The sequence below is a fragment of the Rufibacter hautae genome, from assembly GCF_008271695.1.
GTDB lineage: Bacteria > Bacteroidota > Bacteroidia > Cytophagales > Hymenobacteraceae > Nibribacter > Nibribacter hautae.
This window is the reverse complement of the sequence record NZ_VKKY01000003.1, coordinates 66,391-91,616: the sequence shown is the minus strand read 5'-3', so window position 1 is coordinate 91,616 and position 25,226 is coordinate 66,391. Positions and strand designations below refer to the sequence as shown.

Below are 25,226 nucleotides of genomic sequence, written 5' to 3'. Positions count from 1 at the left end.
TTCGTTGCCTCAACACCAGAACTTTTCAGGCAACTCACCTGATTCGCTTCTTTGCCTTGCCGTCGAGTAGCTAATCTTTATGTTCAGGCATTCGTTACTTCCTGTTTTATCCGCTATGCATTCCCTACAAATTCTGAGCAAAACAAAGTAATTAGTAGGCTTATTCCATTCTGATATTGGATTTCGCCTTTTCTCTTCTAACTTACCTCTCTATTGCTTCTTTTAAGAATCAGGTGCCTTGCTTGTTAGCAAATGGCATAGCTCTCGGCTGCTAATGGGCTGCAAACACACGTGCCCTGCGAATTCTCCCCCTCTTAGCGTACGCTTTCCACTACTATGCTTTAAAGGTTTCCTATGAAGACATCTCTCGGTCTTAATTTTTTCTTTTCCCTTTTGCTGGGGCTTTCTGGTTGCAGTAAAGAGGACACTACAACGCCTGTCATACCCCAACCCGAGGAACCCACGAAGACGTTAGTGGTTCCCATCATCAATGAGGCCTCCGGAATTGTTGATAGCAAGACTGCCCCGGGGCATCTGTGGGTGCAGGAAGACAGCGGAAACCCTGCCCAGTTGTACTTGCTAAGCCACAATGGGGCGGTTTTGAAGAAAATACCCCTAAAAGGAGCCAAAAACAGAGACTGGGAAGACATGGCCCTTTTCGGGGACCAAGTTTACCTGGCAGACATTGGCGACAACAACAAAACTGCTAAGGAGTATGCCTTCTACATATTCAAAGAACCTTCGCCCACAACGGACACGATCAGAAACGTCTCAGTCATCAAGTACAAGTATTCCGATGGTTCTCATGACTCGGAGGCTTTTCTTATTGATCCAAAGACCAGGGACATCCTGATCATCACCAAAACAGACACGCTTTCTCGAGTCTATAAACTAACCTACCCTTTCTCCTCCACGGCGCTTAACACGGCCAAGTTGGTGGGCAATCTGCCGTACTCCTACGTGGTAAGTGCCGCCGTCTCTCCTAATGGGAAAGAGGCGATTGTGAAAACCTACGCTGCCATCTACCATTATGAACAAAAGGGCACTAAACCCATGGAAGAATACCTCCTCAAGGAGTACAACCCTCTGCCTTATACTATTGAGCCGCAAGGAGAAGCCGTTGCGTTTTCCGCGGCAGAAACTGGCTACTTCACTTTAAGCGAAAAGGGGTTAGCGTCTGCGGTAAATCTCTACTTTTACAAGAAAAAGTAAAGGCTCCCTAAGCTGTAATCAAGCCAAAGACACTCCTCCTTTTTTCCTAAAGTAGTCTCCAACGTAAACCAATATTCTCTTGATTGGATAATATGCATCAACTACTCCAACCTGATTTTTAGTTCTTTTTCATGAAAACAGGGCAAAAACATTCTCAACCACCTCATAAAGTCTTTTAACCGACTCATTTACCCCAAGTTTTAACGACAATTTTTAGGACTATCCAATAGCCTGATTCATTTAACCAGAATCAATAGTTACCTATAGGCTGAAAATAGAAGAGGCACAGAAATACATGACAAAGAAATAATTATATTCCAATCCAATCTCTTTCTTTGAATTTGTTAACGTGCAGTTAACATAAGCATCTATGAAATAGACATTTATAAAACATATAATTGCATTTTATAACTATAAAATTTAACTTTACTTCCTAAGTCATCGTAGATATTATCCTAAGCACACCTAAAACATATCCTTATGCGCCTCCTCTTAAGCAGTTGAGATGCCTATGAACTTAGGTTATGGCACAAGAAACTTACAACCTGATCTAAAGCACTGTTCTCCATATTAGCCTCTCGTGCTCACCCTTTGAACAGGATAAGGCACATGAATGGAGATTCTTTAAATACAAACACCACCGCGCATGGCCTCTGCAGAGCAAATTAGCTCATCAAAAGCGTCATTCTTCCTTAGCAAGGATGGCAGCCGGCCCTTGTAGATTTTGACATCGGTTTACTGACTACTGGTATTAGTCTTTAGAAGGAAAAAGATTTTCTGGTATGTTCTCCTTAAGATTTACCCTGGCGCTTCTGGCACTTCTGCTTATACCTTATTTCTTGAGGTCTAAGTACGGGATTGCCTTAGAGCCTTACCCCGCAGTGATGCTCCCGTCTGGATCGGGCAAAGTGGATGTTGCCCCAGGCAGAACGAAGGTAAAGTTTACCTCTTTGTATGCGCTCAATGCCCAAGGCACCTGGAGCAAGGTAGATAACACGCACCTGCTGTACCCTATCCCTATCCAATACCTTAATCCCATCTTAGCCAAGGAGTTTGGCCTCAAAGAAAATGCCGGTGCCATAAGACCCGGCATACAGTCAGAACTGGCTGAAAACCTAAGTATGTCATGGGCCAGGAAAGTCACGGAGCAGGACAAAAATGAGGTAAAAGTATGGTTACGGAGAAAACTGGAGCACCAGAACTTACACGGGCCCAGCCTGAAGGTTGTCCAGACCGTGGAAACCATCTCTATCCCAGACGGCCGAATACTAAATAGCAGAGTAGCTTATGAAAACACTTTACGCCTGGACCAATAAAGCCAACACGCTCTTTTGGGAAAGAGTCTGCTTGTCAACATCACCTGAAAATGTAAAAGCCCTGAGCGCTTTCCGGATTGTGGTAGGAATTTTCATGTTAGCCATCTACGTTCCCAGTTTCAGCTGGATAGCAGGAGTTCCCCAAGCCCTCTTCACTCCCCCGCTGCTGAGCTTGGCCAATCTCTTTCCCGGATTTCCGGGTTCCACCTTTTTCTACCTGCTAGACGGCGTTGTCTTACTCAGTTTGGTTTGCTTCACCATAGGAGTCAAGGCAAGAATCTCTACGCTGGTATTTCTCCTCTCTTGCCTTGTTGGGCTAAACTTCAACTTCTCCTTCGGAAAAATAGACCACTCTATTCTGATTTATTCACTACTGCTTTGCATGTCTTTCTCTGGCTGGGGAAAGCACCTGGCAGTACTGCCAGACAAAAAATCAAGATTTGACTCTCCCTCCAAAAGCCTTTCCCTGTTAAGCATCTTGCTTTGCTTCGCGATGTTCTCCGCAGGCTTTGAGAAAGCGCTAAGTTGGGTAGACTTTGATCCCTCACAAAACGGTTTTCTGGGGTGGTTCAATGACGGATACTATACCCTAGACCGGCACTACTTCCTAGCCAATTACGTCAACTATTTTCCGCCGCTTCTGTTAGAGATCTTTGACTACACAGCCGTGGTCTTTGAGTTATCCCCGCTGTTCTTTCTACTCCATTCCCGGAAAGCCTGGCGTCTGTGGCTCCTGATTGCCTGCACCTTCCATGTGACCAATACTTTCCTGCTCAACATTCCCTTCATCGCCAACAGCATGGTGTACCTCGCCTTCACTGACTTTACCTGGCTTTACGAGAAAATCAGCAATTTACTCAACCGGTTCTATATAAAAGCCCTTGCAACTGGCTCTATCCTGTTACTACTCTTCATGCGAGGCAAAGAAGCTTTCTACCCTAGCACTTCCTCTGTTCTTTTATCACCCTCAGACAAGACAGAGCTGAAGCTTTACCTCGGTATCCTGCTTTGGGGCGTTGCCATTATCTTAATCGCCAAGAGCCTGTTCCGCCCGCGTCCTGTAGCCACCATAAGCGAACCAGACAACGAGATAGCACCCATTTTTGAGCCACAATTTTGAAATGATGGAAAATGCATCGGGCTTCTACACACCGCACCTTACCTGCATTATAGAAGTTGATTCAACTAAGCCATACATTAACTAAAAGGCTCACTGACTATGGAAAACAAAGAGGCCCCGTAAGTTTAAACTTACGGGGCCTCTTTGTTTTATTCTTCGTACCAGGAGCGGGAATCGAACCCGCACGACCTAATGGTCACAAGATTTTAAGTCTTGCGTGTCTACCAGTTCCACCATCCCGGCGACCTCATCTCCCAAGGGAGATGAAATAGGCAGATAAAGAAAAGACGTTACCGAGGTAACGTCTTTTATCTTTGAGCGAAAGACGGGGTTCGAACCCGCGACCTCGACCTTGGCAAGGTCGCGCTCTACCAACTGAGCTACTTTCGCGTTTTGTTTTCTAATCCGCTGTTTGAATTAGTGATACAAAGGTAAGCACAAAAATCACGAAGTCAAGTCCTGATCCAAAAAAAATCTTCACAAATAGGTAATCCTACTGAAAATCAAGGAGAAAAATTTTACGCTTTTTATTGCCCTACAGGTGTTTTGAGGCTGTTTTCCGGAAAACGGGTCTGAAACAGGCCGACATTTTCCGGGAGAGCAGCAGTAGAACCCGTGAAAAACTGCTTCAACGCAAAAAATTATTGCTTCGATCTTGCTAAAGGCCTGCCTTTAGCTCCTACGTTGGCCACAGCACTAGATTAACCTGCTTCTAACTTGATTTAACCACCGCAAATAACCTTCAGACATCTACAAACCAGAGTCACTCAGCCACAAACAGAAAAAGACAAAGCTATGAAGCACAAAAGCCGTTTTAGGGCTTGTTTTGACAAAACAGCTCTAAAACGGCTTCCAACTTGGATCTTTACTCAGGACTCAGAATTATAGACTCAGAACTCCTCTTATACCTTCTCCTTCTTACCATCCACCAGCATCTTCAGCTCATTAAGCTTCAGGAGCGCTTCTACCGGGGTAATGGTGTTGATGTCCAGCTTCTCGAATACCTCTTTGATGCGCACCAACTGCGGATCGTTGAGTTCAAACATGCTGAGTTGATACGGCTGCTTGGGCAGGCTTTTGAGGGTTTCCTGCGGATCTTGGTGCGGATGCGCGATCTTTTCCTGCTCCAGGTGGTGCATAATCTCATTGGCCCTGATCACGACACTGTTGGGCATGCCAGCCATTTGGGCCACCTGTATCCCGAAACTATGGGCACTGCCTCCTTCCACCAGCTTGCGCATGAACAGGATCTTGCCGTTGCTCTCTTTCACGCTCACGTTGTAATTACGCACGCGCGGAAAATCCTCCGTAAGTTGGTTCAGTTCATGGTAATGGGTCGCGAAAAGTGTCTTGGCCCGACCTTTGGGCGCGTTGTGCAGGTGCTCTACAATGGCCCAGGCAATAGAAATACCGTCGTAGGTGCTGGTCCCCCGCCCAATTTCGTCCATAAGCACCAGACTGCGGTCCGAGAGGTTGTTCAGGATGCTGGCGGTCTCGGTCATTTCCACCATGAACGTACTCTCGCCCCGGCTCAGGTTGTCGGAGGCGCCCACGCGGGTGAAGATCTTGTCAATGACCCCAATCTGGGCGGCCTCGGCGGGCACAAAGGACCCGATCTGCGCCATGAGCACAATCAAAGCCGTTTGCCGGAGCAATGCGCTTTTACCGGCCATATTAGGCCCCGTGATGATAATCACCTGCTGGTCCTCGTTGTCCAGCCGGATGTCATTGGGCACGTAGCGTTCTCCCAGTGGCAGCTGCTTCTCAATCACCGGATGACGGCCTTGCGTGATGTTGAGCACGGTGCTGTCGTTGACCTCGGGCTTCACGTAGTTGTTCTGGGTAGCCAGTTGCGCGAAGTTGGCCAAGCAATCCAGCATTCCCAGGGCCTTGGCGTTCTGCTGGATCTGGGGCACAAACTCGGCGGCGCTCAACACCAGTTCGTTGAAGATGCGCTGCTCAATGACGTACAGACGGTCCTCGGCGTGCAGGATTTTCTCCTCGTAGGTTTTCAGTTCCTCAGTGATGTAGCGCTCGGCGTTCACCAGGGTCTGTTTCCGCATCCAGGAACTGGGCACTTTGTCTTTGTGCGCGTGCGTCACCTCCAGATAATACCCGAATACTTTATTAAAGGCGATCTTCAATGAAGAAATACCTGTGTTCTGGATCTCGCGCTGCTGAATCTGCAACAGGTAATCTTTGCCCGAAAAAGCAATAGCCCGCAGCTCATCCAATTCTGCGTCGATGCCGGTCTGCACCATGTTGCCCTGATTCGTGAGCATGGGCGCATCAGATTTCAGAGTTTTTTGGATCTCATCCCGGATAGACTCGCAGGGCAAGAGTTGGTCTGATAACTTCTGCAAGGCAGGTACGCCGCTCACGGCCAGCAGTTCCTTTATGGGCAACGTAGCTTCCAGGGCGCGGGCCAGTTGCAGCAGCTCCCGGGGGTTTACCCGGCGCACCGCCACCTTGGAGATGAGACGCTCCAGGTCATTGATCTGCTTCAGGTAATGGTGGATGTCCTGCAGCAGATCGGGGCGGGCTTGCAGCGCTTCTACCGTGTCTAACCGGCGCCGAATCTGGGCAGCGTCTTTCAAGGGCAACACCAGCCACTTGCGTAGCAGACGTCCGCCCATGGGCGTAATGGTATGATCCAGCACGTCAATCAGGGGCACACCCTCGGGGTGCTGTGGATAGATCAGTTCCAGGTTACGCACCGTGAAGCGGTCCAGCCACACGTATTTGTCTTCCTCTAATCGGCCTAGGGCCGTGATGTGGCGCAGGTCATGGTGCTGGGTTTCGGCGAGGTAATGCAGGATGGCGCCGGCGGCCGTGATGCCCTCGGTGAGTGCCTCTACGCCAAAACCTTTGAGCGAAGCGGTGTTGAACTGTTTGGTAAGGGCTTCCAGCGCGAAATCATAGCTATACACCCACTCATCCAACGCGTAATGGCACAGATCAGACCCGAAGTTCTGGAAAAACGTCTCCTTTTTGCCTTTGCAGAACAGCACCTCAGCAGGGCTGAAATTCTGGAGCAACTTGGCGGCGTATCCGGCATCGCCTTGGGCCAGCAGGAACTCGCCGGTAGAGGCATCCAGCAGGGCGATGCCCACCACTGCCTCTTTCCCGAAATGCAGCGAGGCCAGGTAGTTGTTGCGTTTTTGTTCCAGCACCTGATCGTTGAAAGACACGCCGGGGGTCACCAGCTCGGTCACGCCGCGCTTCACAATGCCTTTCACGGTTTTGGGGTCTTCCAACTGGTCACAGATGGCCACGCGCTCCCCGGCCCGCACCAACTTAGGCAGGTAGGTATCCAACGAGTGGTGCGGAAATCCGGCCAACGCCGTCTCGGCCGCCGATCCATTACCTCGCTTGGTAAGCATGATCCCCAGGATCTTACTGGCCTTGATGGCGTCTTCGCCGAAGGTCTCATAAAAGTCCCCTACCCTGAAGAGCAGCAGCGCGCCCGGGTATTTCGCCTTGATGGCGTTGTATTGTTTCATCAGCGGCGTGGCGCTGAACTCTGCGGTTGTCTTAGCCAAAGCGGTAAAATGTGCTAATTGTGTCTTGTGCAGATAGGCTAATGTGAAATCAGTATCCGCATCCTCCCTTTGTATGATGCCTTGTTTTTTGGCCAGTTTCTAAAAAACGGCTCTAAAACAGCGGCTCCCTTTTCCACGTTTTCGCCTAGGATTCAGGTTTTTGGCCTGAATTTCCTGAAACAGGGCAAAAACGCACCTATTCCCGCAATATGTTACCTTTGCAGGACATGGCATTCTCTTTTCAACTATGCGAAAACTAAGCATGGAAGATCTCCAGCGCGATTCAGTGGAGGACTTCAAAAATAAGCAAAAAAATCCGTTGGTGTTGGTTCTTGACAACGTGCGCAGCCTCCATAATGTGGGCTCCGCCTTCCGGACCGCCGATGCCTTTGCCGTGGAGAAGATCTACCTTTGCGGCATTACGGGCACGCCGCCCAATAAAGAGATTCACAAAACCGCGTTGGGCGCCACGGAATCGGTGGAATGGATACATGTACCCGATACGCTGGAGGCGGTGGAAGGCCTTAAAAAAAGCGGTTACCAGGTGTGGGCCGTGGAACAGGCCGAAGGAAGCACCTCATTGGCCGATTTCAGGCCGGCTTCTGAGGGCAAATATGCATTCGTGTTCGGAAACGAGGTTTTCGGGGTAGAGGACGAGGTCATCAAGGCCGCCGATGGCGTGCTGGAGATTCCGCAGTTCGGCACGAAGCACTCCTTGAACATCTCCGTGACCGTAGGCGTGGTGGTGTGGGATGTCCTGAGCAAGACCTTGGCCGGGAAAGCCCTCTCCTAACGGGTAACTCTATTCATTGACTCAATTCTTACAAAAAAAGAGAGGCCTGCTCCAGGGAACAGGCCTCTCTTTTGGAATCTGGCTGACGGCTTAGTTCTTGCCGGCTTTGCTTACTTCTTTCACCATAGACAGAAAGTTTCCTTCTGGCTTGGCTTTGAATTCTGAGTAAGCCTCTACCTGGCGGCTGTTGAGCAGTTTGAACAGTTCCGTTTCAAAGGTAGTCTCAATCTCTTTCAGGCGGGTGTCGCGCATCTCCGCGTCATTGCTGTACATTTTGGCAACCTCAGCGGCTTTCACCAGGCGTTGCTGGTTCAGGGTTTTTACCTGCAGGTATTCGCTCTCGTTCAGACCAATGGATTGCACCATCAGGCGGGTAACCGAGTTGCAGGTTTTCTCTACGGCTGGGTTAGCAGGGCCAGTCTGGGCCACAGCGTTCATCACCAACACGAATAAAAAGCAGAATGTGAGTAAGGCGTTTTTCATGATTGTTGTGTGTTTGTTTAATTGTTGTTTTTATTTCGATACGATATATAACTGCGCTCCTAAAAGCGCCAGACAAGGATTTGAGTAAGCAAAGTTGCTATTAGGGCAGTCGGCTAAACTCAGCGCTTGGCAATACGCCGCTGCAGTTTATTCGTTGCCACCTGCAGCGCATACGCGGCCTCCTGGTGGTCTGGATAAAGCGTCAGAAAAAGGGTCAGGTCTGTGACAGATTCCTCTAACTGGTTGAGCTCCAATTTCACAATACCGCGGTTGCACAGCGCTTTGGAGTGTTGGGGAGAGACCGCCACTACCTCATCCAAATCCCTGATTGCTCCAAAGAAATCATCCAGGTAATATTTTCCTACGGCCCGGCCGTACAGAGCATCCGTTGAGTTTCCATTCATCAGAATGGCGTCAAAATCTTTCAAAGCCTCCTTATAGGCACCTATCTCCAGAAAAGCGTTTCCCCGGCCCAGCAGATACGCTTGGTCATTCCCTTCAGACAGCGTCAGGGCGAAAGTGTAGTCTTTGATGGCACCGTATACATCCTTCGCCTCCATGCGGGCAGCAGCCCGTTCGCCGTACGCCTGGGCATTGCCCGGCTGCTGCTTGATAAGCTGCGATAGTTCCTTTATTCTGTCACCACTCCCGGGAGAAAGCCGAAGATGAAATGCCGAAGCCTGTAAGGTAGCTACCACCAAAACCATCATGCTCACCACAACCTTAATCCGTTGCATCTTTCCCCCTTTAAACCTTTATTGAAACCGTGATTTTTACCTTGATTCTACAGTAAGAATTGCAGTTGTTTTAGTAGATTAAAATACTACAATTACTTAGTAGAATGAGACAAATATAGAAGATTGATAATACGCAAAGCAAACATTTATATAAAAAAATATATAAAAAAAGGAACTTTTTCGTAAAAACGGCTTAAAAACTGTTTAAACGGTGTTTTTAACCTCTACCTTTTTTCAAAAAATTTGCGATATCATAGCACATTCGGCTAAACCAGCAGTAAAATAGACTAAAGCATCCTTAGTAAAATCATATGATTTTCTGCCGACTATAAGGAAAGCCTTAATTCTTATGTTTTTCCTATTAAGTAATCCCTTAGACGGTCAGAAAACTATTCCATCTTACTTTAGACAATACCAATAAAATATAGCAATATGTTAAATAACAGCAACTTACAGAACGTTTGTTAGTCTTTAGAGCTAGACCCTACTCCCTAGAAAAGTTAGATAGATTTATAAAAACTTCCGGATTTACCTCCCTTCCATCTTCTACCACCGAAAACAAAGTAAAACCCCCTAAATCCGAACCGAACCAGCACTAACTTCTGCCCCTTTCAAGGCAGAAAATTTCATGGCGCTAAACAAGTATTCTACTGTGCTAATAGAATTCTGATTTGCTCTCACTTGACGTGAACCTCCACTTCCCGATTAGCGCCTTAAAAACAAAAAGGCCCAGCTAACTAGCCGGGCCTTTCACAATCGTCCTATACTTAATGACCTACGATTTCACAGTCACCTCTTTGGTGTTGTCATTGGGGTTACGGTCAATGAGCTTGTTCAGGGGGTCAACGCCTGCACGCTGTGGTTTCTCCTTCACCGTGACCTCAATCTTGTTCTGACCAGCCTTGATGCGCTGCTTCTGCAGGTACAGCGGCACATCCTGCCAGGTACCGGCAATCTTTTTACGGGTGATCACGCCCACATCCACAAAATCGTTCAGCAGAGCGGGGCTTTCGTTGCCTAAGCTATCGGCGCGGAATTTCTTGGCATCAATGGTGAGCGAGACTTTATACGTGCCATCCTTCTGCTTCACCGCCGAGGCCTCGGTGGCTTTGTTCTCGTAGAGCGTGATGTTCTCAAACATATCCTCTACCAGGTACTGCAGCGAATCCGGCGTCGCTTTCCGGATGTAGCTCATAAACTCCACCGAGTTGGTGTACGGCGCCTGCTGGAACGCCACTTTCTGCACGTACTCTTTCAATGCCGCGTTCAGCTTGTCCTCGCCGATGTAATCCGCTAAGGCGTACATCACCACTGATCCTTTGCGGTAATGAATGTACTGCTGGTTTTCCACCAGCGCCAGCGGCAACTCTTTTTTACGCTCCCCGGCGCGTCCAAGCAGGTAGTTGTTCATCTCGTACTTCAGGAACTTCTTCATCCGCTCGGCACCGTATTCCTTTTTCATAACCATCAGGGCCGAGTACTGGCTCATGGTTTCGGACATGAGCGTGGATCCCTGCACATCGCCGCCGATGACCTGGTGTGCCCACCACTGGTGCGCTACCTCATGGGCCGTCACGTAGAACGGATAATCGATGTCCTCAGGGTCTTTGTCATCCACATCGGCGATGAACCCGATGGACTCTGAGAACGGAATGGTGTTGGGGAACGCCTGCGCAAACGCGCTGTAGCCCGGGAACTCCAGGATGCGCACCTGCCGGTGCTGGTACGGGCTGAAATTGGCGGTATAATATTCCAGCGATTTCTTCACGCCTTTGATCATGCGGTCCAGGTTGTACTCGTGACCTTTCTGGTAGTAGACCTCAATGGCCACATCATTCCACTTATCTTTCTTGACCTCATAATCGGCGGACAGGAAGGAGTAGAAGTTCAGGATGGGCGAATCCATCTTGTAGTGGAAGTAGCGGCGACCGTTTTTGGTCCACTCCTTCTGCAGATAACCGGGCGCCAGCGCAATTTGATCGGGCACGGTGCTCACCACGGTTTCAAAGGTGATCCAATCGGCGTCGTTGCTGATGTAGGTGTTCTGGCGGGCTTTCAGGTCGTTGACTTTGGCCATGCGCTCCTTCGGCTTCAGGCCGTTTTCCTTCCGGGTATCGTCATCGCCTAGCTCATAAGCTTCCTGGTACCCGACGTGCGGCAGCAACTGGCTGTTGATGAACGTGCCGTTGTACACAATGCCGGTGTTGTAGCTGCGCTGCTTGAAGCCTTTGGTCTGGTACAACAGATCCATGTTCAGCTTGACAGAATCGCCGGGCACCAGCGGCTGGGCCAGTTGGAAGATGTGGTAGCCACTGGTTTTATCGAACAACACCGTTTTGGCCGGACGGGCGAACTCCAGTTGTTTGATCAGGGCGTTGTCATCCAGCATCAAATGCACCGAGTCAATGGCCACGCTGGTTTTGTTTTTGAGCCAGTAATGGCCTTTGAAGCGGAACTCGCGCTCTTTGGGGTACAGGTCGGTCTCCAGGTACACATCCACCACGCGGGGCTGCGCCAGGTGCTGGTATTTTTTGTACGTTTTCTCAAAAGCGGCCTGTAAACGCTCGTTGTCGTCTGAGTCGCGGTACTCGTTCAGGATGTTGGTGTTGTAGAAGATGAAGCCGCCGCACACGATGAACACCGTCGCCGCCGAGGCCAAGACCAACAGAGTGGATTTGCTCAGTTGCAGCGCCGCCAGCTTGAACCGGCCTTTAATGTTTGCCTCGGTACCGCGCACCCACAGCAGGTTAGACAGTAAGGCCAGGATAATGGCAAACGCTCCCCAGTACACCTTGAACAGGATTATCGGCCCTACAAAGTGCCCGTAGCCGTTCATGGCCGAGTACGGCGCGCCCGGATCTGAGCTATAGGAGTACAGCAGGTGCTCAAAACCCAATTGCCCCTTGAAGATGTTGGCCAGGTAATACACCACCATGATAAAGTGACCCAAGTACTTATTGTTCACCAGCACCTGCACCAGCATCGCCAGTGCGCACATCAAGAGGTAATCCACCAACTGCAGCCCGAACAGGCTTTTCACGTACAGACCCAGCTCAAAGTTGAAATAGCCCTTCGCGGCCTGAATGACAATGCCGCACACCAACACGACCGCCATCAACACCACCTGAATGCCCATGAGTGCCACCAGCTTGGAGGTGAACGGCACCCAGTTGGGAATAGGCAAGGCATCATACAACTGGTTCATGCGGGCATCGCGCTCGCGCCACACCAGTTCTCCGGAGTAAAACGTGATGATGATGAGCATGAACAGCGCAAACGTGCCGCCCAGAATAGAGACCACCTCCGACGTCACCGGATACGTGTTGGTGTCATAGAGTTTCCCGATCTGGGAGGCCGTAGACAGCAGAAACACGATACCCGCCACCACAATGGCAATGAAATACACGCTTCGCACGATGCCCTTGAACTCCAGCTTGGCCAATTTCCAGAACTGTCCGAAACTGCGCCCAAACGAAAACTCCTGGCTAACCTTGGGAAGGGTGAGCCGGTGCGAAGTGGCGACGATGCCCGGCGCTTCCTCCCGGCGGAGCTTGCGTGCCTTGCCCTCAGACGCAAAAAACGAGAAGCTGAACCGCCAGAAGCAGAAAATTAGCAGCAGAAGGGCAATACCACCCCACAGCAAACGGTTCCAGAGGACAGGCTGGCTCAGCGGCAGCACTAGCGTATTCTGCTCGGCGGCCGTCCAGTAGCGGGTGGTCTGGTACACCCCCGTTGCCCCGAAAGGATCCACCAAGTTCGCGAGCAAGTCATTGTCCAGGTCGGCGGTGAGGGCGCTGGCCACGCCGTACAGCACCAGCACCAGCACACTGCCAATGTACACGGCCAGCATGTTGCGGGTGAGCGTGCCCAGCGTAAAGAAGATAGCGCCCGTGAGCAATAAATTCGGGATCACGATAAGCAGGTAAGGCTGCACGTAGAACATGAGGTTAAACGGTCCGAACTTGGACGCCTCTACCGACGGGAACAGCGGCGCCACCGCCGAGGCGAAGATGTAGCCGAACGCAATCCCCGAGAACACCAGCAGCGTCACCAGGAATGATCCCCAGAAACGTCCGCCCAAGTAACTCCACTTAGAGATAGGCGTGGTAAAGAACAGCGAGTGCGTTTTATGCTCAAAATCCCGAAAAACAGGGTTTCCCATCATGGCCGAGGTCACCAGCACGCCAAACCAACTCAGAATGGTAATGACCCAGTTGATCTGGTAGGGCGAGTTGGCTTTGAGCGAAGCACTGCTGCCGCCGCCAATGATCACCGTGCCGCCAAAGACCCCGCTCACGCCAAATACGCACAGCAGCGCCATCAGGAAGAAAAGGAAAAAGTAGATATAGGTAGCTGGCCGCTTCAGGCGGTACTTCAGCTCAAACAAGAAAATATTCAGGAACATAGCCGTGTCGTTTTAAGTCTAATTTAGAAAAATGGGCCTCAAAACGGCTTAGGCGATTACCTCCTGCTGGGGCGTGGAAGTCTTCCGAGTCACCCCGCTGATGGTCGCGAAGTACACATCCTCCAGGTCTGGCTGCACGGGTTCAAACTCCTGGCCTGGGCGGGCATCGGCGTACACGTGGATGATGGTTTTGCCCGCGAATAGCCGCGAGGAGATCACGGCATGCTCCGTCTGGTGCTGCGCCAGTTCTTCTTTTTTGATGAATTTCCGCCAGATCTGGCCCTGCATCTGCTCAATTGCCTGCAGCGGCTCGCCGGTGGCCAGCACTTCTCCTTTATTGATGATGGCCATGTTCCGGCACAGATCGCTCACGTCATCCACAATGTGGGTGGAGAGAATCACAATGATGTTCTCCCCGATCTCGCTTAACAGATTATGGAAACGGTTCCGTTCGGCGGGATCCAGGCCGGCAGTAGGCTCATCCACGATGATGATCTTCGGGTTCCCCAGCAAGGCCTGTGCAATCCCGAACCGTTGCTTCATCCCGCCGGAATAGCCGCCCAGGTTCTTTTTGCGCACATCGTAAAGGTTCGTCTGCTGTAACAGCGAAGCCACCGTTTCTTTCCGCTCTTTGCCATTATGGATACCCTTGAGCACCGCGAAATGGTCCAGCAACTCCTCGGCGCTCACCTTCGGGTACACCCCGAACTCCTGCGGCAGGTAACCCAGCACCTTCCGCATCTCGTCCTTCTCCCGGAACACATCCAAATCGCCCAGCCTGATGCCGCCGCTGTCTGCCTCCTGCAGCGTGGCGATGGTGCGCATGAGCGATGATTTCCCCGCCCCGTTAGGTCCCAGCAACCCGAACATGCCGGTGGGAATAGAGAGGTTCACGTTCTTCAGCGCCTGCACGCCGTTAGGATAGGTTTTGGAAAGGTTCTGAATGATGAGTTCCATGGAAAGGTTGGGTTTAGGTGTAAGACAGAGCGATTGGTTTCTAAGTGATTAGTAGAGATAAGTTAGGAAAAGTTACAGACACATATCAGCAAAGCCCTATTTCTTTTGCCACCCATTTTAAGCCCGATTTTAGTAAACCACCCTGAAAACAACCCACCACCAAACACACCTTATAGCCGTATCTAAATAAAAACGCCGATGCCCTTTCACCTACAGGTGAAAGGGCATCGGCCATGATGCGGTATGTGTTTCTAGCAGTTGCTACACATACCGAACCTGTTCTTGGAAAACGCCTTTCCATAGCAGTCCCCGGCTCTTCTCCATAGTCTGCACCTTCCGGACCATGGGCAACACTTGCGGGTCTCCGGTGGCGTAGGTGAACGTCAGGTCAAACGCGTAGTGCATCTCAATGCGGTTCTGGGCGGCATCGCAAATCGGGAACATGTTTTCCAATTCAAACGTCTCCTGCGCCTCAGGCAGTACGCTATACTTCTCCAGCACGGCTTTAATGATGGCATGGCACCTGGCTGGCTTAGGGGTTTTCACGATGCTCTGGCACAAAATGAATTTACCGTGCAGGAAATGAAGACACTGGGTTACCTTGGCTGAGCCAATGGAAGAGAAGTAGAACAGCACCTCGTGGCCCACCACGTCCAGGTCCTGGTTCACGTGGAATTCTGGTTTACCGAACAGGCGTTTCGCCTCACGCAATGAGGCCCCAAAAGCCAAACCTCTGAAAGTCACCTCGCGGTTGGTGTTGGTTTGCACCTGTTTAGGCGCAGACAAGGCGTTTCGCAGCCCCGCTACCGTGCGCACGTAATTCACCCTATCAAAATAATCCTTTTTGGACAATCCTCCCACATCTAATCTGTTCTTAGATTTTCTCAACGCCAGTGTTTTCCAGACAGAATTAAACATCTTCAATAATTTTTAACAATATAGCCTTAGATGAACCAAATCAGAGTTTAGCATTGAATAAGTTCAATTCAGCGTTTCATCTACTTTATTTTACTTATTCTTAAGCTAGTTAAGATGCTTTTCTCAAGCCTCAAAGCACTTCTTTAAAATTTACAACAAATTCCTTTTTAATACTAAAACTTTGTTTGCTGTTTTAAGTAGCTTTCAATATTAAAAAGGATATATCCAATTAGGGCAATCCTGCTGCTAAAGGCTTTCCTAAAGCTATTTCACAGCGTTCTCGGCTTCTCCCATTCTCTACTCTGTTTAGCGCCTTTAAACAAAAAAACAGCCCTAAAACGCAGGTGCTTTAGGGCTGTTTTGAAGATGTATTGATTGGCAAAGCAACTATCCGGCGCGGCGTTTCTCATCCTCGGCACCACCGGTGCGGCGGCGGGCTGGGGCCACCTGGGTACCGCCAAATCTGTAGGTGAAACTAAGGGTGGCTACCCGGGTATCGCGGCGTTGGTAGAACCTCTCATAGTATCCGGTCAAAGCGGTAGTGGCTCTTACTTTGTTTGAGTAGAAGACATCGGTGACGTTCAGCTTCACGTTGGCCTTTTTGTCTAAGAACTGTTTCTGCACGCCCAGGGTCAGGAACCGCACGGGCTGGATGTCCAAGAAAGCGTAGATCTCACGGCCCCGGTACACCCCGATCAACTCCGCTGACCAGTTCTTGGGCAGTTGGAAAGAGTTGGTGGAGTTGATGGAGAAAGTAGGTCTGCCGTTTCTGAGTGCGGTATTGGCCAGGTTGCCCTGGTAGAGACCATAGTACGCCTCAATGTTGTTGGTGCTGGTGAACCAACGCGCCACGGAAACCGGCACCGAGAAACTGGCCCCGTAGTAGTGGAACTTCGCCAGGTTCCGGTCCTGCTGGATGACCACCGGAATCTGGTTTGGATTTGGGTCTGGTACCGGACGCGGCTCCGGAGACAGCACCGAGATGATGTTGTCGGTGGTGCGGCTGTAGCTGAGCTTGGTCACGTATTTCTCTTTCAAGGTGTGGGTGAATTCAAAGGCGTAGGTGGTTTGCGGCAACAGGAACGGGTTCCCCGCCGATTTGGTGCTGGGGTCAATGAAGTACACAAAGGGGTTCAGCTGGTTATAGGTAGGCCGGTCAATGCGGCGGCTTACCGAGAGCCCCAGGTCATGCGTTTTGTTCAGCGTGTACCCTAAGAAAGCACTGGGAAAAAGCTGGGTGTAGTTCCGGTCAAACGACCGCTCTCCTTCCACCTCGGCGTACTCCGCCACTTGCTCGCCTTTGGCACTGGTGTTCTCTACCCGCAACCCCAACTGCAGGCTGGTTTTAGACCATTTCTTGTTCAGGTTCAGGTAAGCCGCATTGATGTTCTCGCGGTAGATGAAGTGATTGCTCCGGTTCGTGTCAAGGGTATTGCGGCCTCTGGTGCGGTCATAGAAACGCAGGTCATTGTCGGCGTCTACCAGACTGCTTTTGAGCCCGGCTTCCAGGTTCGCACCCATGGATTTCAGGGATTGGGAGTAATCTACCTTCACCGATTTGATGGTGAGTTTTCCGTCCAGATCGCCATACAGGAGAGAGTCTGGCATGGGCTTTTCCGTGTCAAAATACCGGGTGGTGAAGTCCTGGATATCCCCGGACTGGAAGGCGGCGTAGTCCACATCGGCACTGATCTCTTTGCCGGTGGTGTCTATGGTATGCTTCAGGTTAAAGTTAAGGGCTTGGGAATTCCGGTTGGTCCCGCTGATGGCGTTGGTAGTGGTGTATTTGTCATACTGCCGATTGCGGTCAAAGAACTGGGAGGTATTGGCGGTGGCTCGGTTTACATCCACGAAAACCCCGTTGGCTACCACACCCACAATCGTTTTGGGGGTCACATTCCAGTCAAACCCCAGACGCCCGTTGTGCGAGTTGATCTGGTGCGAGAAATGGTTCTTTTGGTCATTGATCCCCTGCAGACTACGGGCTTCGTTCAGGGAAAAGAACTCCCGGTAGATATCCAGCTTGCTGAAATCCTTGCGGTGCACGTAGTTGTAAGAGCCAAACACGTTTACTTTCCCGGTGCGGTGGTTCAGTTGCAGGCCCTGGTTAGACTTGAAGCGCTGCCCCTGTCCGAAGGACGAAGTGATGCTGCCGTTGGTGCCTACGCGGTCATCTTTCTTCAGTTTGATGTCAATGATCCCGGCGTTTCCGGCCGCATCATATTTCGCCGAGGGGTTGGTGATGAGGTCAATTTTGGCCACCTCGTTGGCGTTCAGGCCCCGTAGCATGGTAGCCAGCTCCGTTCCGGACATAGGCACCCGCTTGCCGTTGATCATCACCATCACCCCAGAGCGGCCCCGCATGCTGATGTTATCGTTCTGGTCTACCCGTACGCCGGGCGCTTTTTCCAGTACCTCCAGAACGTTACTTCCCGCCGAGGAAATGCTGTTTTCCACGTTGAGCACGGTTTTGTCAAAGTGCTGCTCCACAAAAGGTTTCTGCGCCTCAATTTTCACTTCTTTCAAGGCAACCGCCCGCTCGGCTAAGGAAATTACCCCCAGATCAGTGTTCTTCTGCAGGTGAATAGCCCCCGAGGTGTACAGGGCGTAGTCATAATGCAGCACCATAAGTTTGTATTTACCCGCCGGAATGCCGCTGAACAGGAAAGAACCGTCCTGACCGCTCACCTCCACCTTCACCAGCACCTGGCTGGAGTCTTTCACCAACTGCAGGTTAGCGGTCAGCAAAGGCTCGCCTTTGGCGCCTTTCACCACACCTTTCAAGTCAAAGGAAGTGTTTTCCTGCGCCCAGACCTTGGGCGCGAGGCAGAGAAGCCAAAGGGTTAAGAGCAGAGATAGTCTTTTTGTGTACATAGTTTTCAGTAGCGTTTTTGCAAATGCGATTCAGAGGTTGACAGCGGAAGCTCATTCATTAGAGCAGCCTTCCCATCACCATCTTAATCAAGGGCAGTGCCAATAATCAAAAACCCTCATCATAAGCCGCTAAGGCCCTTTTACCCTTAATCTGATGTTCGCTTCCGAACAATATTTTATTCGAAAATGGACACTTTTGCCCAACATCGGACACTCAAGAAGTGAAGTTTCACCCTATCTGAGTTCTCCATTTCCTTTTGGTTTCGGTGCCTTTGACTAAAACCAGGCTGAAAACACCTGACCTAGGAGTTGAGATGAGATAAGCAAGAGAAACTGTTTCAGGCCTGATTTCTTTAAAACTGGCCTGAAACGGGTCTGGGCAGATCACGGAACAATCGTTACCTTTGGGGCTTAGTTTCTAAAGAACAATACAATGCTTCGTTCACACACCTGCGGCGAATTGCGCCTCGAGAATGTTGGTCAGGAAGTGACCCTGACCGGTTGGGTACAGAAATCACGCGACAAAGGCGGCATGCTTTGGGTTGACCTGCGCGACCGTTACGGCATCACGCAGCTGAGCCTGGAGGAAGGTGTTTCTGATGCGCAGGTTCTCACCACTGCCCGTACGCTGGGTCGTGAGTTCGTGGTGAAAGCCACCGGCACCGTGATTGAGCGCGTGTCTAAAAACGACAAAATCGCCACCGGCGACATTGAGATAAAAGTAACCGCGCTGGAGGTTCTGAACCCCGCCAAATTGCCGCCCTTCCTGATTGAGGACGAGACCGACGGCGGTGATGACCTCCGCATGAAATACCGCTACCTGGACTTACGCCGCTCACCAGTCCGCAAGAGCCTGGAACTGCGTCACCGCATGGCCCAGCAGGTTCGCTCCTACCTGGATGGCCAAGGCTTTATTGAGGTAGAAACGCCAGTGCTAATCAAATCTACGCCTGAAGGTGCCCGCGACTTTGTGGTGCCTAGCCGCATGAACCCCGGTGAATTCTATGCCCTGCCGCAGAGCCCGCAGACATTCAAGCAACTGTTGATGGTGTCTGGCTTTGACAAGTATTTTCAGATTGTGAAATGCTTTAGAGACGAGGACCTGCGCGCTGACCGTCAGCCGGAATTCACCCAGATTGACTGTGAACTTTCTTTCGTGACCCAGGAAGACATCCTGAACACATTTGAAGGCTTGGTGAAGCACCTGTTCCGCACGGTAAAAGGAATAGAACTGCCCGATTTCCCGCGCATGACCTACGCCGATGCCATGCGTCTGTACGGTTCAGACAAACCAGACACCCGTTTCGGGATGCAGTTTGTGGAGCTGAACGACGTGGTGAAAAACAAAGGCTTCAAAGTGTTTGACGATGCCGAGTTGGTGGTAGGCATCAACGCCAGCGGCAGTGCTTTCTACACCCGCAAACAGATAGATGAACTCACCGATTTTGTGAAGCGTCCGCAGGTAGGCGCTACTGGTCTGGTGTACGCCCGCGTGCAGGAAGACGGTAGCGTGAAATCAAGCGTGGACAAATTCTACTCGCCAGAGGATTTACAGCAATGGGCCCAAGCCTTCAACGCCCAACCCGGCGACTTGCTCTTAATCTTAGCCGGAGGTGCTGATAAAACCCGCAAGGCCCTGAACGAGCTTCGTCTGGAGATGGGTACCCGCCTAGGCATGCGCGACAAAGACACGTTCTCTACCCTATGGGTGCTGGATTTCCCGCTGCTGGAGTGGGACGAGGAAAGCAACCGCTTTCACGCCATGCACCATCCGTTCACCTCACCCAAGCCAGAGGACATGGACCTGATTGACACTAACCCCGGTGCCGTTCGCGCCAATGCCTATGACATGGTCATCAACGGTGTGGAAGTAGGTGGCGGTTCTATCCGTATCCATGACCGGGCCGTGCAGTCCCGCATGTTTGACTTACTTGGCTTCACCAGTGAAGAAGCCCAAGCTCAGTTCGGGTTCCTGTTGGATGCTTTTGAATACGGTGCACCTCCGCACGGTGGTATCGCCTTCGGGTTTGACCGTCTGTGCTCCCTGTTCGGTGGCGCGGATTCTATCCGGGACTTCATCGCGTTCCCTAAAAATAACTCGGGCCGTGATGTAATGATTGATGCGCCCTCTCCTATCGCGCAAGCGCAGTTAGATGAATTGCAGATTGACACCCGTTTGAAGGGATAGTTGCTCGTTTTCAGTTATTTGTTGGTAGTATTTGAAACCTGTGAGGTCTCCAAGACCTCACAGGTTTCTTCGTTTTAGGGCTGTTTAGGAAATTAAGGCCAAAAACCAAAATGTAGCGTCGTTACCCTGTAACGACGTGATTCTACGCAGCAACAACATCACAATCCGTTAAGAACTTTTCTCAGCAAGTTGCATTGAACAAAGGTCTTATGTGGGTCATGGGCTTTTGTTTCATGGAGACACGTCGTTACAGGGTAACGACGCTACGGTTCTTTTTGGCCAGTTCTCGGTAAATTGTGCATAAAACGAACGTTCTAAAAATAATCAGCAACTCATCCGCCGTTCACCCCTGCCTTATACCGTTCATCACATTTCACTTCGCACACCGGCGTTCATACTGCACTTTTGTTTCAATCAATCACGGAAATAACTAAACCTCATAAAGCCATGAAAGCGAAAATCACTTCTATCCTCCTTTTATTCTTGTTCATCGCCATTCAGGTACAGGCTAAAACGCCATCGTTTAAAGTAGTGAAATCGGGCAAAGGGCCCGCTATGATTTTGATTCCGGGCTTGAACTCGGCGGGGGAAGTGTGGGACGAGACGGTGGCGCATTACCAGAAAAACTACACTTGTTATGTCTTGACCTTACCTGGTTTCGCGGGGCAGCCAGCGGTGAAGACGGACCACTTCCTGAACAGCGTGCGCGACGAGATTATCGCCTATGTACAGGAAAACAAACTTAAAAAGCCGGTACTGGTGGGGCATAGCCTGGGCGGTTACATGGCATTGGCTTTGAACGTGAAAGCTCCTGAGCTATTCGGGAAGACGGTGGTGGTAGACGGCTTACCTTTTATTGGGGCCGTTCAGAATCCTACCGCCACGGTAGAAACCATCAAACCAATGGCCGACCAGTTCCGCAAGGCGATGGTGACGCCAAACCCCGCTGCGCAACAACAGCAGGAAGCCAGCTTCGGCATCTCCATGGCCACCGACTCAGCGCACATTAAGAAGATTATTGAATGGGGCAGAAAATCTGATTACAACACCACTGGTCAGGCTATGTACGAGATGTACCTCTCTGATTTGCGCCAAGACGTTGCCACTATTAAAACACCGGTGTTGGTGTTAGGCGCCTGGGCCGGATACAAAAATTACGGCGTCACCAAAGACATTACCACCCAAATGTATAAGGCACAATTTGCTAAATTGCCTAGCGCCGAAGTGAAAGTAGCCGATACCGCCAAGCACTTCATCATGTATGATGAGCCCACCTGGATGTTCGCGCAGATGGACGCTTTCCTGAAGAACTAAAGTACACCTGGTTAATGACCGCCTCACGTCAGCAAAAATGGTATTGGGTCTGCCAAGCAATTGGTTGGACCTGCTACCTGTTTATAGGGCTCCTGATGAGCTTCCTGTTCTTCAAAAAGCAAGCGGGTATGTACGCCGTGCAGTTTGTAGGCACCGCTATTTTCTTCGGCACCACGCACTTGCAACGGCACTTGAACTGCAAACATCGCTGGCTGGAGCTTCCTCTGGGCAAAATGGTCTTGCTGGTGTTGGCCTACAATGCGGTGGCGTCTCTTACCTGTCAGTTGCTGGTCTGCCTTTTCATGCTGAGCATTGGCATGTTCTCGCTAAAGGAATTCAGCTTTGGGTATCTGGTCATGTACTCGGCGAACGGTCTGGTGATTCTTAGTTTCTGGTCTACCATTTACTTTGCGTTCCAGGCCATACAGCGCTGGAAGGAGAAGGAAGTAGAAGCCTGGAAACTGCAACTATCGTTGAAAGAGGCCGAACTGCAGGCCATCCGGTCACAACTGAACCCGCACTTCCTGTTTAACAGCCTCAACAACATCCGGTCACTGGTGCTGGTGGACCAGACCAAGGCGCGGGAGATGATTACGCGCCTTTCGGCGATGATGCGCTACGTGATTGGCTACAACCGGAATAATCTGGTGAGCGTGGCCGAGGAGCTGGATTTCCTGGACCATTACGTGGCACTGGAGAAGATTCACTTTGAAGATAAGCTTGATTTCTCCTCGCAAGTGGAAGCATCGGTCAAGAACGCGGCTATTCCACCGTTAGGCATTCAATTGTTGGTGGAGAACGCCATCAAACACGGCATCGGGACCCAGGCTAAGGGCGGACGAATTCAGCTTTCCTTGAATCGGCAAAACGGGCATTTACGGGTACAGGTAGAGAATACCGGCATTCTAGACGCGTCCTCGGCTTCTAAAGGAATTGGCCTGCAACGGCTGCTGGAGCGCGTGGCGCATTCCTTAGACCAACCCGGCAACTTTGCCCTCACTCAAACAAGCGACAACAGCGTGACCGCCACGCTCACCCTTCCCTGGAAAGACTATGAAAATCTGCATCGTTGAAGACTCCCGGCTGGCGCGCCTGGAACTGAAGCACCTCTTAGCCAAATTTCCTGCCTTGGAGCTAGTGGGTGAAGCCGAAAACGCCGAAGAAGGCATTGAATTGATTGAGTCCCTTCGGCCCGATTTACTATTCCTGGACATTCATTTGCCCCAGAAAAGCGGCTTTGAACTGCTGGAAGCATTGGAGTACACGCCACAGGTTATCTTCACCACCGCTTACGACCAATACGCCCTCAAAGCCTTCGAGCGGAATGCGCTGGATTACCTCATGAAACCCATTGAGGAAAACCGCCTGCGCCAGGCCGTGGAGAAAGCGATATCCAAGCAGGAAACGATTAAACCCGCCGCTCCTACCTCGCTGCTAAGCGAAGAAGACCGGGTGTTTGTCAAGGACGGTGAACGCTGCTGGTTTGTGGCCCTAAAACAGGTACGCATGATGGAGTCAAACGGCAACTACGCTTTCCTGTACTTTGACAACGAGCGCCCCTGCATTCTCAAGACCCTGAACTACCTGGAAAGCCGGTTAGACCCTAAAGTGTTTTTTCGGGCGAACCGCCAGCAGATTATCAACGTCAATTTCATTGAGCAGATTAATCCCTGGTTCAGCGGCAGCATTAAGATTCAGTTGAAGGGCGGCGAGGAAGTAGAAGTTTCACGCAGGCAGACACAGGTTTTTAAGGAGTTGATGAGTTTGTAAGTGTGTTTTGGGTCTGGTTTCAGATAAACAGGTTAGAAACGGAAATTGAATCAGCAATTTCACCTTGTCTCTACATGAGATGACGTTTATAGCTTATTTTCCAGAAACAACCCCGAAAGCGCATAAAGCAGAAGAGGCACCCACTGGGTGCCTCTTCTGCTTTATGGAAAGTAAGGTTAACCTTACAGCAAGTTATTGAACAAGCCTGGCACAACGCCCATTAGCACGGTCAACACCACCAAAGAAATCAAGGTAAAGGTAGCCAACGGATCAACCGCGATGCGCTCGCCTTCTGCATCACGCATGTACATGGCGATGATAACCCGGAAGTAATAGTAGATACCCACGGCTGACATGAGCACAGCTACGATAATTAGCCAGACCATGTCTTGCTCCAGGGCAGCCGAGAACAGGAACACCTTTCCGAAGAAACCTCCGGTTAACGGAATACCTGCCAAAGACAACATAGCAACAGTCATCACGAAGGCCAGCAGCGGATTGGTCTTGCCCAAGCCATTGAAGGCAGAATACTCATCTGAGCCACGCTCATCAGACACATACTTCAACACACCAAAGGCAGCAATGGTGGCTACGGCATACGCCAGAGAGTAGAACAGAATAGCATTTTCTGAGCGGTCGTTGAAGGAAGTCAAGGCAATCATCAGGTAACCGGCGTGGGAGATACTGGAGTAAGCCAGCATACGTTTCATGCTGTTTTGTGCTACTGCTCCAATGTTACCAATGAGCAAAGTCAGAACGGTGATGGCTACTAAGGTCGGGAACCACTGGTCGTACACACCTCCGAAGGCCGCCGACATCAGTTTGTAGAACGCTGCAATACCCGCCGTCTTTACCACGGTAGACATGTAGCTGGTGAAAACGGTTGGCGTCCCTTCGTACACGTCTGGGGTCCAGAAGTGGAAAGGCGCGGCCCCAATCTTAAAGGTGATACCCACTAATACCAGCAATAAGCCCATCAGCAGCAACGGAGCCGTGGCAGGGTCTATATTGGTGGCAGCAGCGGCAATGTCAGTTAGGTAGAAAGCGCCGGTAGCCCCGTACAACAAAGCAATCCCGAACAAGATAATACCGGTGAAGAACGAGCCCATCAGGAAGTACTTCATAGAGGCCTCATTCGACAGGATGTTGCGCTTGTCAGAACCGGCGATGATGTACATGCTGATGGACATAATCTCGATGCCCACAAACAGAATCAGCAGGTTTTCATAGGAGACCATCATGATACCGCCCACCAACGAGAACAGCAACAGCGAGTAATATTCTGCCAGGTTAGAATTCTCGGCAACTACGTAGCTGCGCGAAAACGGCAGAATGAACAATGTGGAAAGCACCATGACGGCGGTGAAGCCCACGGAGAAGTTGTCGGTGGAAAGCATGTTGCTGAAATAGCTTTGCGGCTGGTTCCAGTCAAACATGGTCGCACCCAAAGACACTGCCAGAAACAGCAGCACCACGGGCATGAGCGCCTTTTTGGATTTCATGAAGCCTACAAAGAGGTTCAGGATACCGAATATGGAGAGTAGAATGATTGAGGTCATGAGCAGGTAATTTCTCCTGGTTTTTAAAAAAGCGTCAG

General features: G+C 50.7%; 16 protein-coding genes and 2 tRNA genes. 8 read left to right on the top strand and 10 right to left on the bottom strand.

Features of this window, described 5'->3' with window-relative positions; genetic code table 11:
- Nucleotides 1-354 precede the first annotated feature (354 nt).
- The 3 genes from FOA19_RS16865 to FOA19_RS16855 all read left to right on the top strand — a co-directional run bounded on the left by FOA19_RS16865 (nt 355) and on the right by FOA19_RS16855 (nt 3,648).
- Complete coding sequence (locus FOA19_RS16865; protein WP_149092037.1) at nt 355-1,212, top strand: SdiA-regulated/phytase-like domain-containing protein; 858 nt, start codon at nt 355-357, stop codon at nt 1,210-1,212.
- 782 nt (nt 1,213-1,994) lie between these two features.
- Nucleotides 1,995-2,528: a hypothetical protein gene (locus FOA19_RS16860; protein ID WP_149092036.1), complete on the top strand. Its 534-nt coding sequence runs from the start codon at nt 1,995-1,997 to the stop codon at nt 2,526-2,528.
- A complete protein-coding gene (locus tag FOA19_RS16855; RefSeq protein ID WP_149092035.1) occupies nt 2,500-3,648 on the top strand; it encodes a hypothetical protein in 1,149 nt (382 codons plus the stop codon). Before FOA19_RS16860 ends, FOA19_RS16855 begins: the two co-directional genes overlap by 29 nt.
- 159 nt (nt 3,649-3,807) lie before the next feature.
- Here the strand turns inward: FOA19_RS16855 and FOA19_RS16850 are convergent.
- From FOA19_RS16850 to mutS, 3 genes are all read right to left on the bottom strand, one after another.
- A tRNA-Leu gene (locus FOA19_RS16850) sits at nt 3,808-3,891 on the bottom strand.
- A 74-nt stretch (nt 3,892-3,965) separates the two neighbouring features.
- A tRNA-Gly gene (locus FOA19_RS16845) sits at nt 3,966-4,038 on the bottom strand.
- Between the two features lie 512 nt (nt 4,039-4,550).
- Nucleotides 4,551-7,190, bottom strand: coding sequence for a DNA mismatch repair protein MutS (gene mutS, locus FOA19_RS16840; RefSeq protein ID WP_394344104.1), 2,640 nt, complete (start codon nt 7,188-7,190; stop codon nt 4,551-4,553).
- A gap of 247 nt (nt 7,191-7,437) precedes the next feature.
- On the opposite strand from mutS, the gene FOA19_RS16835 reads away from it, so the two are divergent.
- Nucleotides 7,438-7,983, top strand: a complete 546-nt coding sequence (locus tag FOA19_RS16835; protein ID WP_149092034.1) for an RNA methyltransferase — start codon at nt 7,438-7,440, stop codon at nt 7,981-7,983.
- A gap of 90 nt (nt 7,984-8,073) precedes the next feature.
- On the opposite strand, the gene FOA19_RS16830 is transcribed toward FOA19_RS16835, so the two are convergent.
- The 6 genes from FOA19_RS16830 to FOA19_RS16805 form a co-directional block, all read right to left on the bottom strand.
- Nucleotides 8,074-8,466, bottom strand: a complete 393-nt coding sequence (locus tag FOA19_RS16830; RefSeq protein ID WP_149092033.1) for a hypothetical protein — start codon at nt 8,464-8,466, stop codon at nt 8,074-8,076.
- Nucleotides 8,467-8,585: 119 nt separating this feature from the next.
- A complete protein-coding gene (locus FOA19_RS16825) occupies nt 8,586-9,203 on the bottom strand; it encodes a tetratricopeptide repeat protein (RefSeq protein WP_149092032.1) in 618 nt (205 codons plus the stop codon).
- Between the two features lie 775 nt (nt 9,204-9,978).
- Complete coding sequence (locus FOA19_RS16820) at nt 9,979-13,608, bottom strand: M1 family aminopeptidase (RefSeq protein ID WP_149092031.1); 3,630 nt, start codon at nt 13,606-13,608, stop codon at nt 9,979-9,981.
- Nucleotides 13,609-13,656: 48 nt separating this feature from the next.
- Nucleotides 13,657-14,565, bottom strand: a complete 909-nt coding sequence (locus FOA19_RS16815) for an ABC transporter ATP-binding protein (RefSeq protein WP_149092030.1) — start codon at nt 14,563-14,565, stop codon at nt 13,657-13,659.
- A gap of 261 nt (nt 14,566-14,826) precedes the next feature.
- A complete protein-coding gene (locus FOA19_RS16810) occupies nt 14,827-15,483 on the bottom strand; it encodes a hypothetical protein (RefSeq protein WP_149092029.1) in 657 nt (218 codons plus the stop codon).
- Nucleotides 15,484-15,870: 387 nt separating this feature from the next.
- The gene (locus FOA19_RS16805; protein WP_149092028.1) at nt 15,871-18,357 is read right to left on the bottom strand and encodes a TonB-dependent receptor; all 2,487 of its coding nucleotides are present in this window, start codon (nt 18,355-18,357) and stop codon (nt 15,871-15,873) included.
- Nucleotides 18,358-18,790: 433 nt separating this feature from the next.
- Here FOA19_RS16805 and aspS point away from each other — a divergent pair, with 433 nt between their 5' ends.
- From aspS to FOA19_RS16785, 4 genes are all read left to right on the top strand, one after another.
- A complete protein-coding gene (gene aspS, locus FOA19_RS16800; protein WP_149092027.1) occupies nt 18,791-20,545 on the top strand; it encodes an aspartate--tRNA ligase in 1,755 nt (584 codons plus the stop codon).
- A gap of 447 nt (nt 20,546-20,992) precedes the next feature.
- A complete protein-coding gene (locus tag FOA19_RS16795) occupies nt 20,993-21,859 on the top strand; it encodes an alpha/beta fold hydrolase (RefSeq protein ID WP_149092026.1) in 867 nt (288 codons plus the stop codon).
- Nucleotides 21,860-21,873: 14 nt separating this feature from the next.
- Nucleotides 21,874-22,932: a sensor histidine kinase gene (locus FOA19_RS16790; RefSeq protein ID WP_149092025.1), complete on the top strand. Its 1,059-nt coding sequence runs from the start codon at nt 21,874-21,876 to the stop codon at nt 22,930-22,932.
- Nucleotides 22,913-23,629 (top strand): LytR/AlgR family response regulator transcription factor, encoded by a 717-nt coding sequence (locus tag FOA19_RS16785; RefSeq protein ID WP_149092024.1) that lies wholly within the window; start codon nt 22,913-22,915, stop codon nt 23,627-23,629. The genes FOA19_RS16790 and FOA19_RS16785 overlap by 20 nt, the downstream gene beginning before the upstream one ends.
- Nucleotides 23,630-23,811: 182 nt before the next feature.
- Here the strand turns inward: FOA19_RS16785 and FOA19_RS16780 are convergent, their stop codons facing one another.
- A complete protein-coding gene (locus FOA19_RS16780) occupies nt 23,812-25,188 on the bottom strand; it encodes an NADH-quinone oxidoreductase subunit N (protein ID WP_149092023.1) in 1,377 nt (458 codons plus the stop codon).
- Nucleotides 25,189-25,226 lie beyond the last annotated feature (38 nt).

What these genes read in the sequence shown, in the direction of transcription:
- FOA19_RS16865 (WP_149092037.1), top strand. Translation starts at nt 355, where the DNA reads ATGAAGACATCTCTCGGTCTTAATTTTTTCTTTTCCCTTTTGCTGGGG.
- FOA19_RS16860 (WP_149092036.1), top strand. Translation starts at nt 1,995, where the DNA reads ATGTTCTCCTTAAGATTTACCCTGGCGCTTCTGGCACTTCTGCTTATA.
- FOA19_RS16855 (WP_149092035.1), top strand. Translation starts at nt 2,500, where the DNA reads ATGAAAACACTTTACGCCTGGACCAATAAAGCCAACACGCTCTTTTGG.
- FOA19_RS16835 (WP_149092034.1), top strand. Translation starts at nt 7,438, where the DNA reads ATGCGAAAACTAAGCATGGAAGATCTCCAGCGCGATTCAGTGGAGGAC.
- FOA19_RS16830 (WP_149092033.1), bottom strand. Translation starts at nt 8,466, where the DNA reads ATGAAAAACGCCTTACTCACATTCTGCTTTTTATTCGTGTTGGTGATG.
- FOA19_RS16825 (WP_149092032.1), bottom strand. Translation starts at nt 9,203, where the DNA reads ATGCAACGGATTAAGGTTGTGGTGAGCATGATGGTTTTGGTGGTAGCT.
- FOA19_RS16820 (WP_149092031.1), bottom strand. Translation starts at nt 13,608, where the DNA reads ATGTTCCTGAATATTTTCTTGTTTGAGCTGAAGTACCGCCTGAAGCGG.
- FOA19_RS16815 (WP_149092030.1), bottom strand. Translation starts at nt 14,565, where the DNA reads ATGGAACTCATCATTCAGAACCTTTCCAAAACCTATCCTAACGGCGTG.
- FOA19_RS16810 (WP_149092029.1), bottom strand. Translation starts at nt 15,483, where the DNA reads ATGTTTAATTCTGTCTGGAAAACACTGGCGTTGAGAAAATCTAAGAAC.
- FOA19_RS16805 (WP_149092028.1), bottom strand. Translation starts at nt 18,357, where the DNA reads ATGTACACAAAAAGACTATCTCTGCTCTTAACCCTTTGGCTTCTCTGC.
- aspS (WP_149092027.1), top strand. Translation starts at nt 18,791, where the DNA reads ATGCTTCGTTCACACACCTGCGGCGAATTGCGCCTCGAGAATGTTGGT.
- FOA19_RS16795 (WP_149092026.1), top strand. Translation starts at nt 20,993, where the DNA reads ATGAAAGCGAAAATCACTTCTATCCTCCTTTTATTCTTGTTCATCGCC.
- FOA19_RS16790 (WP_149092025.1), top strand. Translation starts at nt 21,874, where the DNA reads ATGACCGCCTCACGTCAGCAAAAATGGTATTGGGTCTGCCAAGCAATT.
- FOA19_RS16785 (WP_149092024.1), top strand. Translation starts at nt 22,913, where the DNA reads ATGAAAATCTGCATCGTTGAAGACTCCCGGCTGGCGCGCCTGGAACTG.
- FOA19_RS16780 (WP_149092023.1), bottom strand. Translation starts at nt 25,188, where the DNA reads ATGACCTCAATCATTCTACTCTCCATATTCGGTATCCTGAACCTCTTT.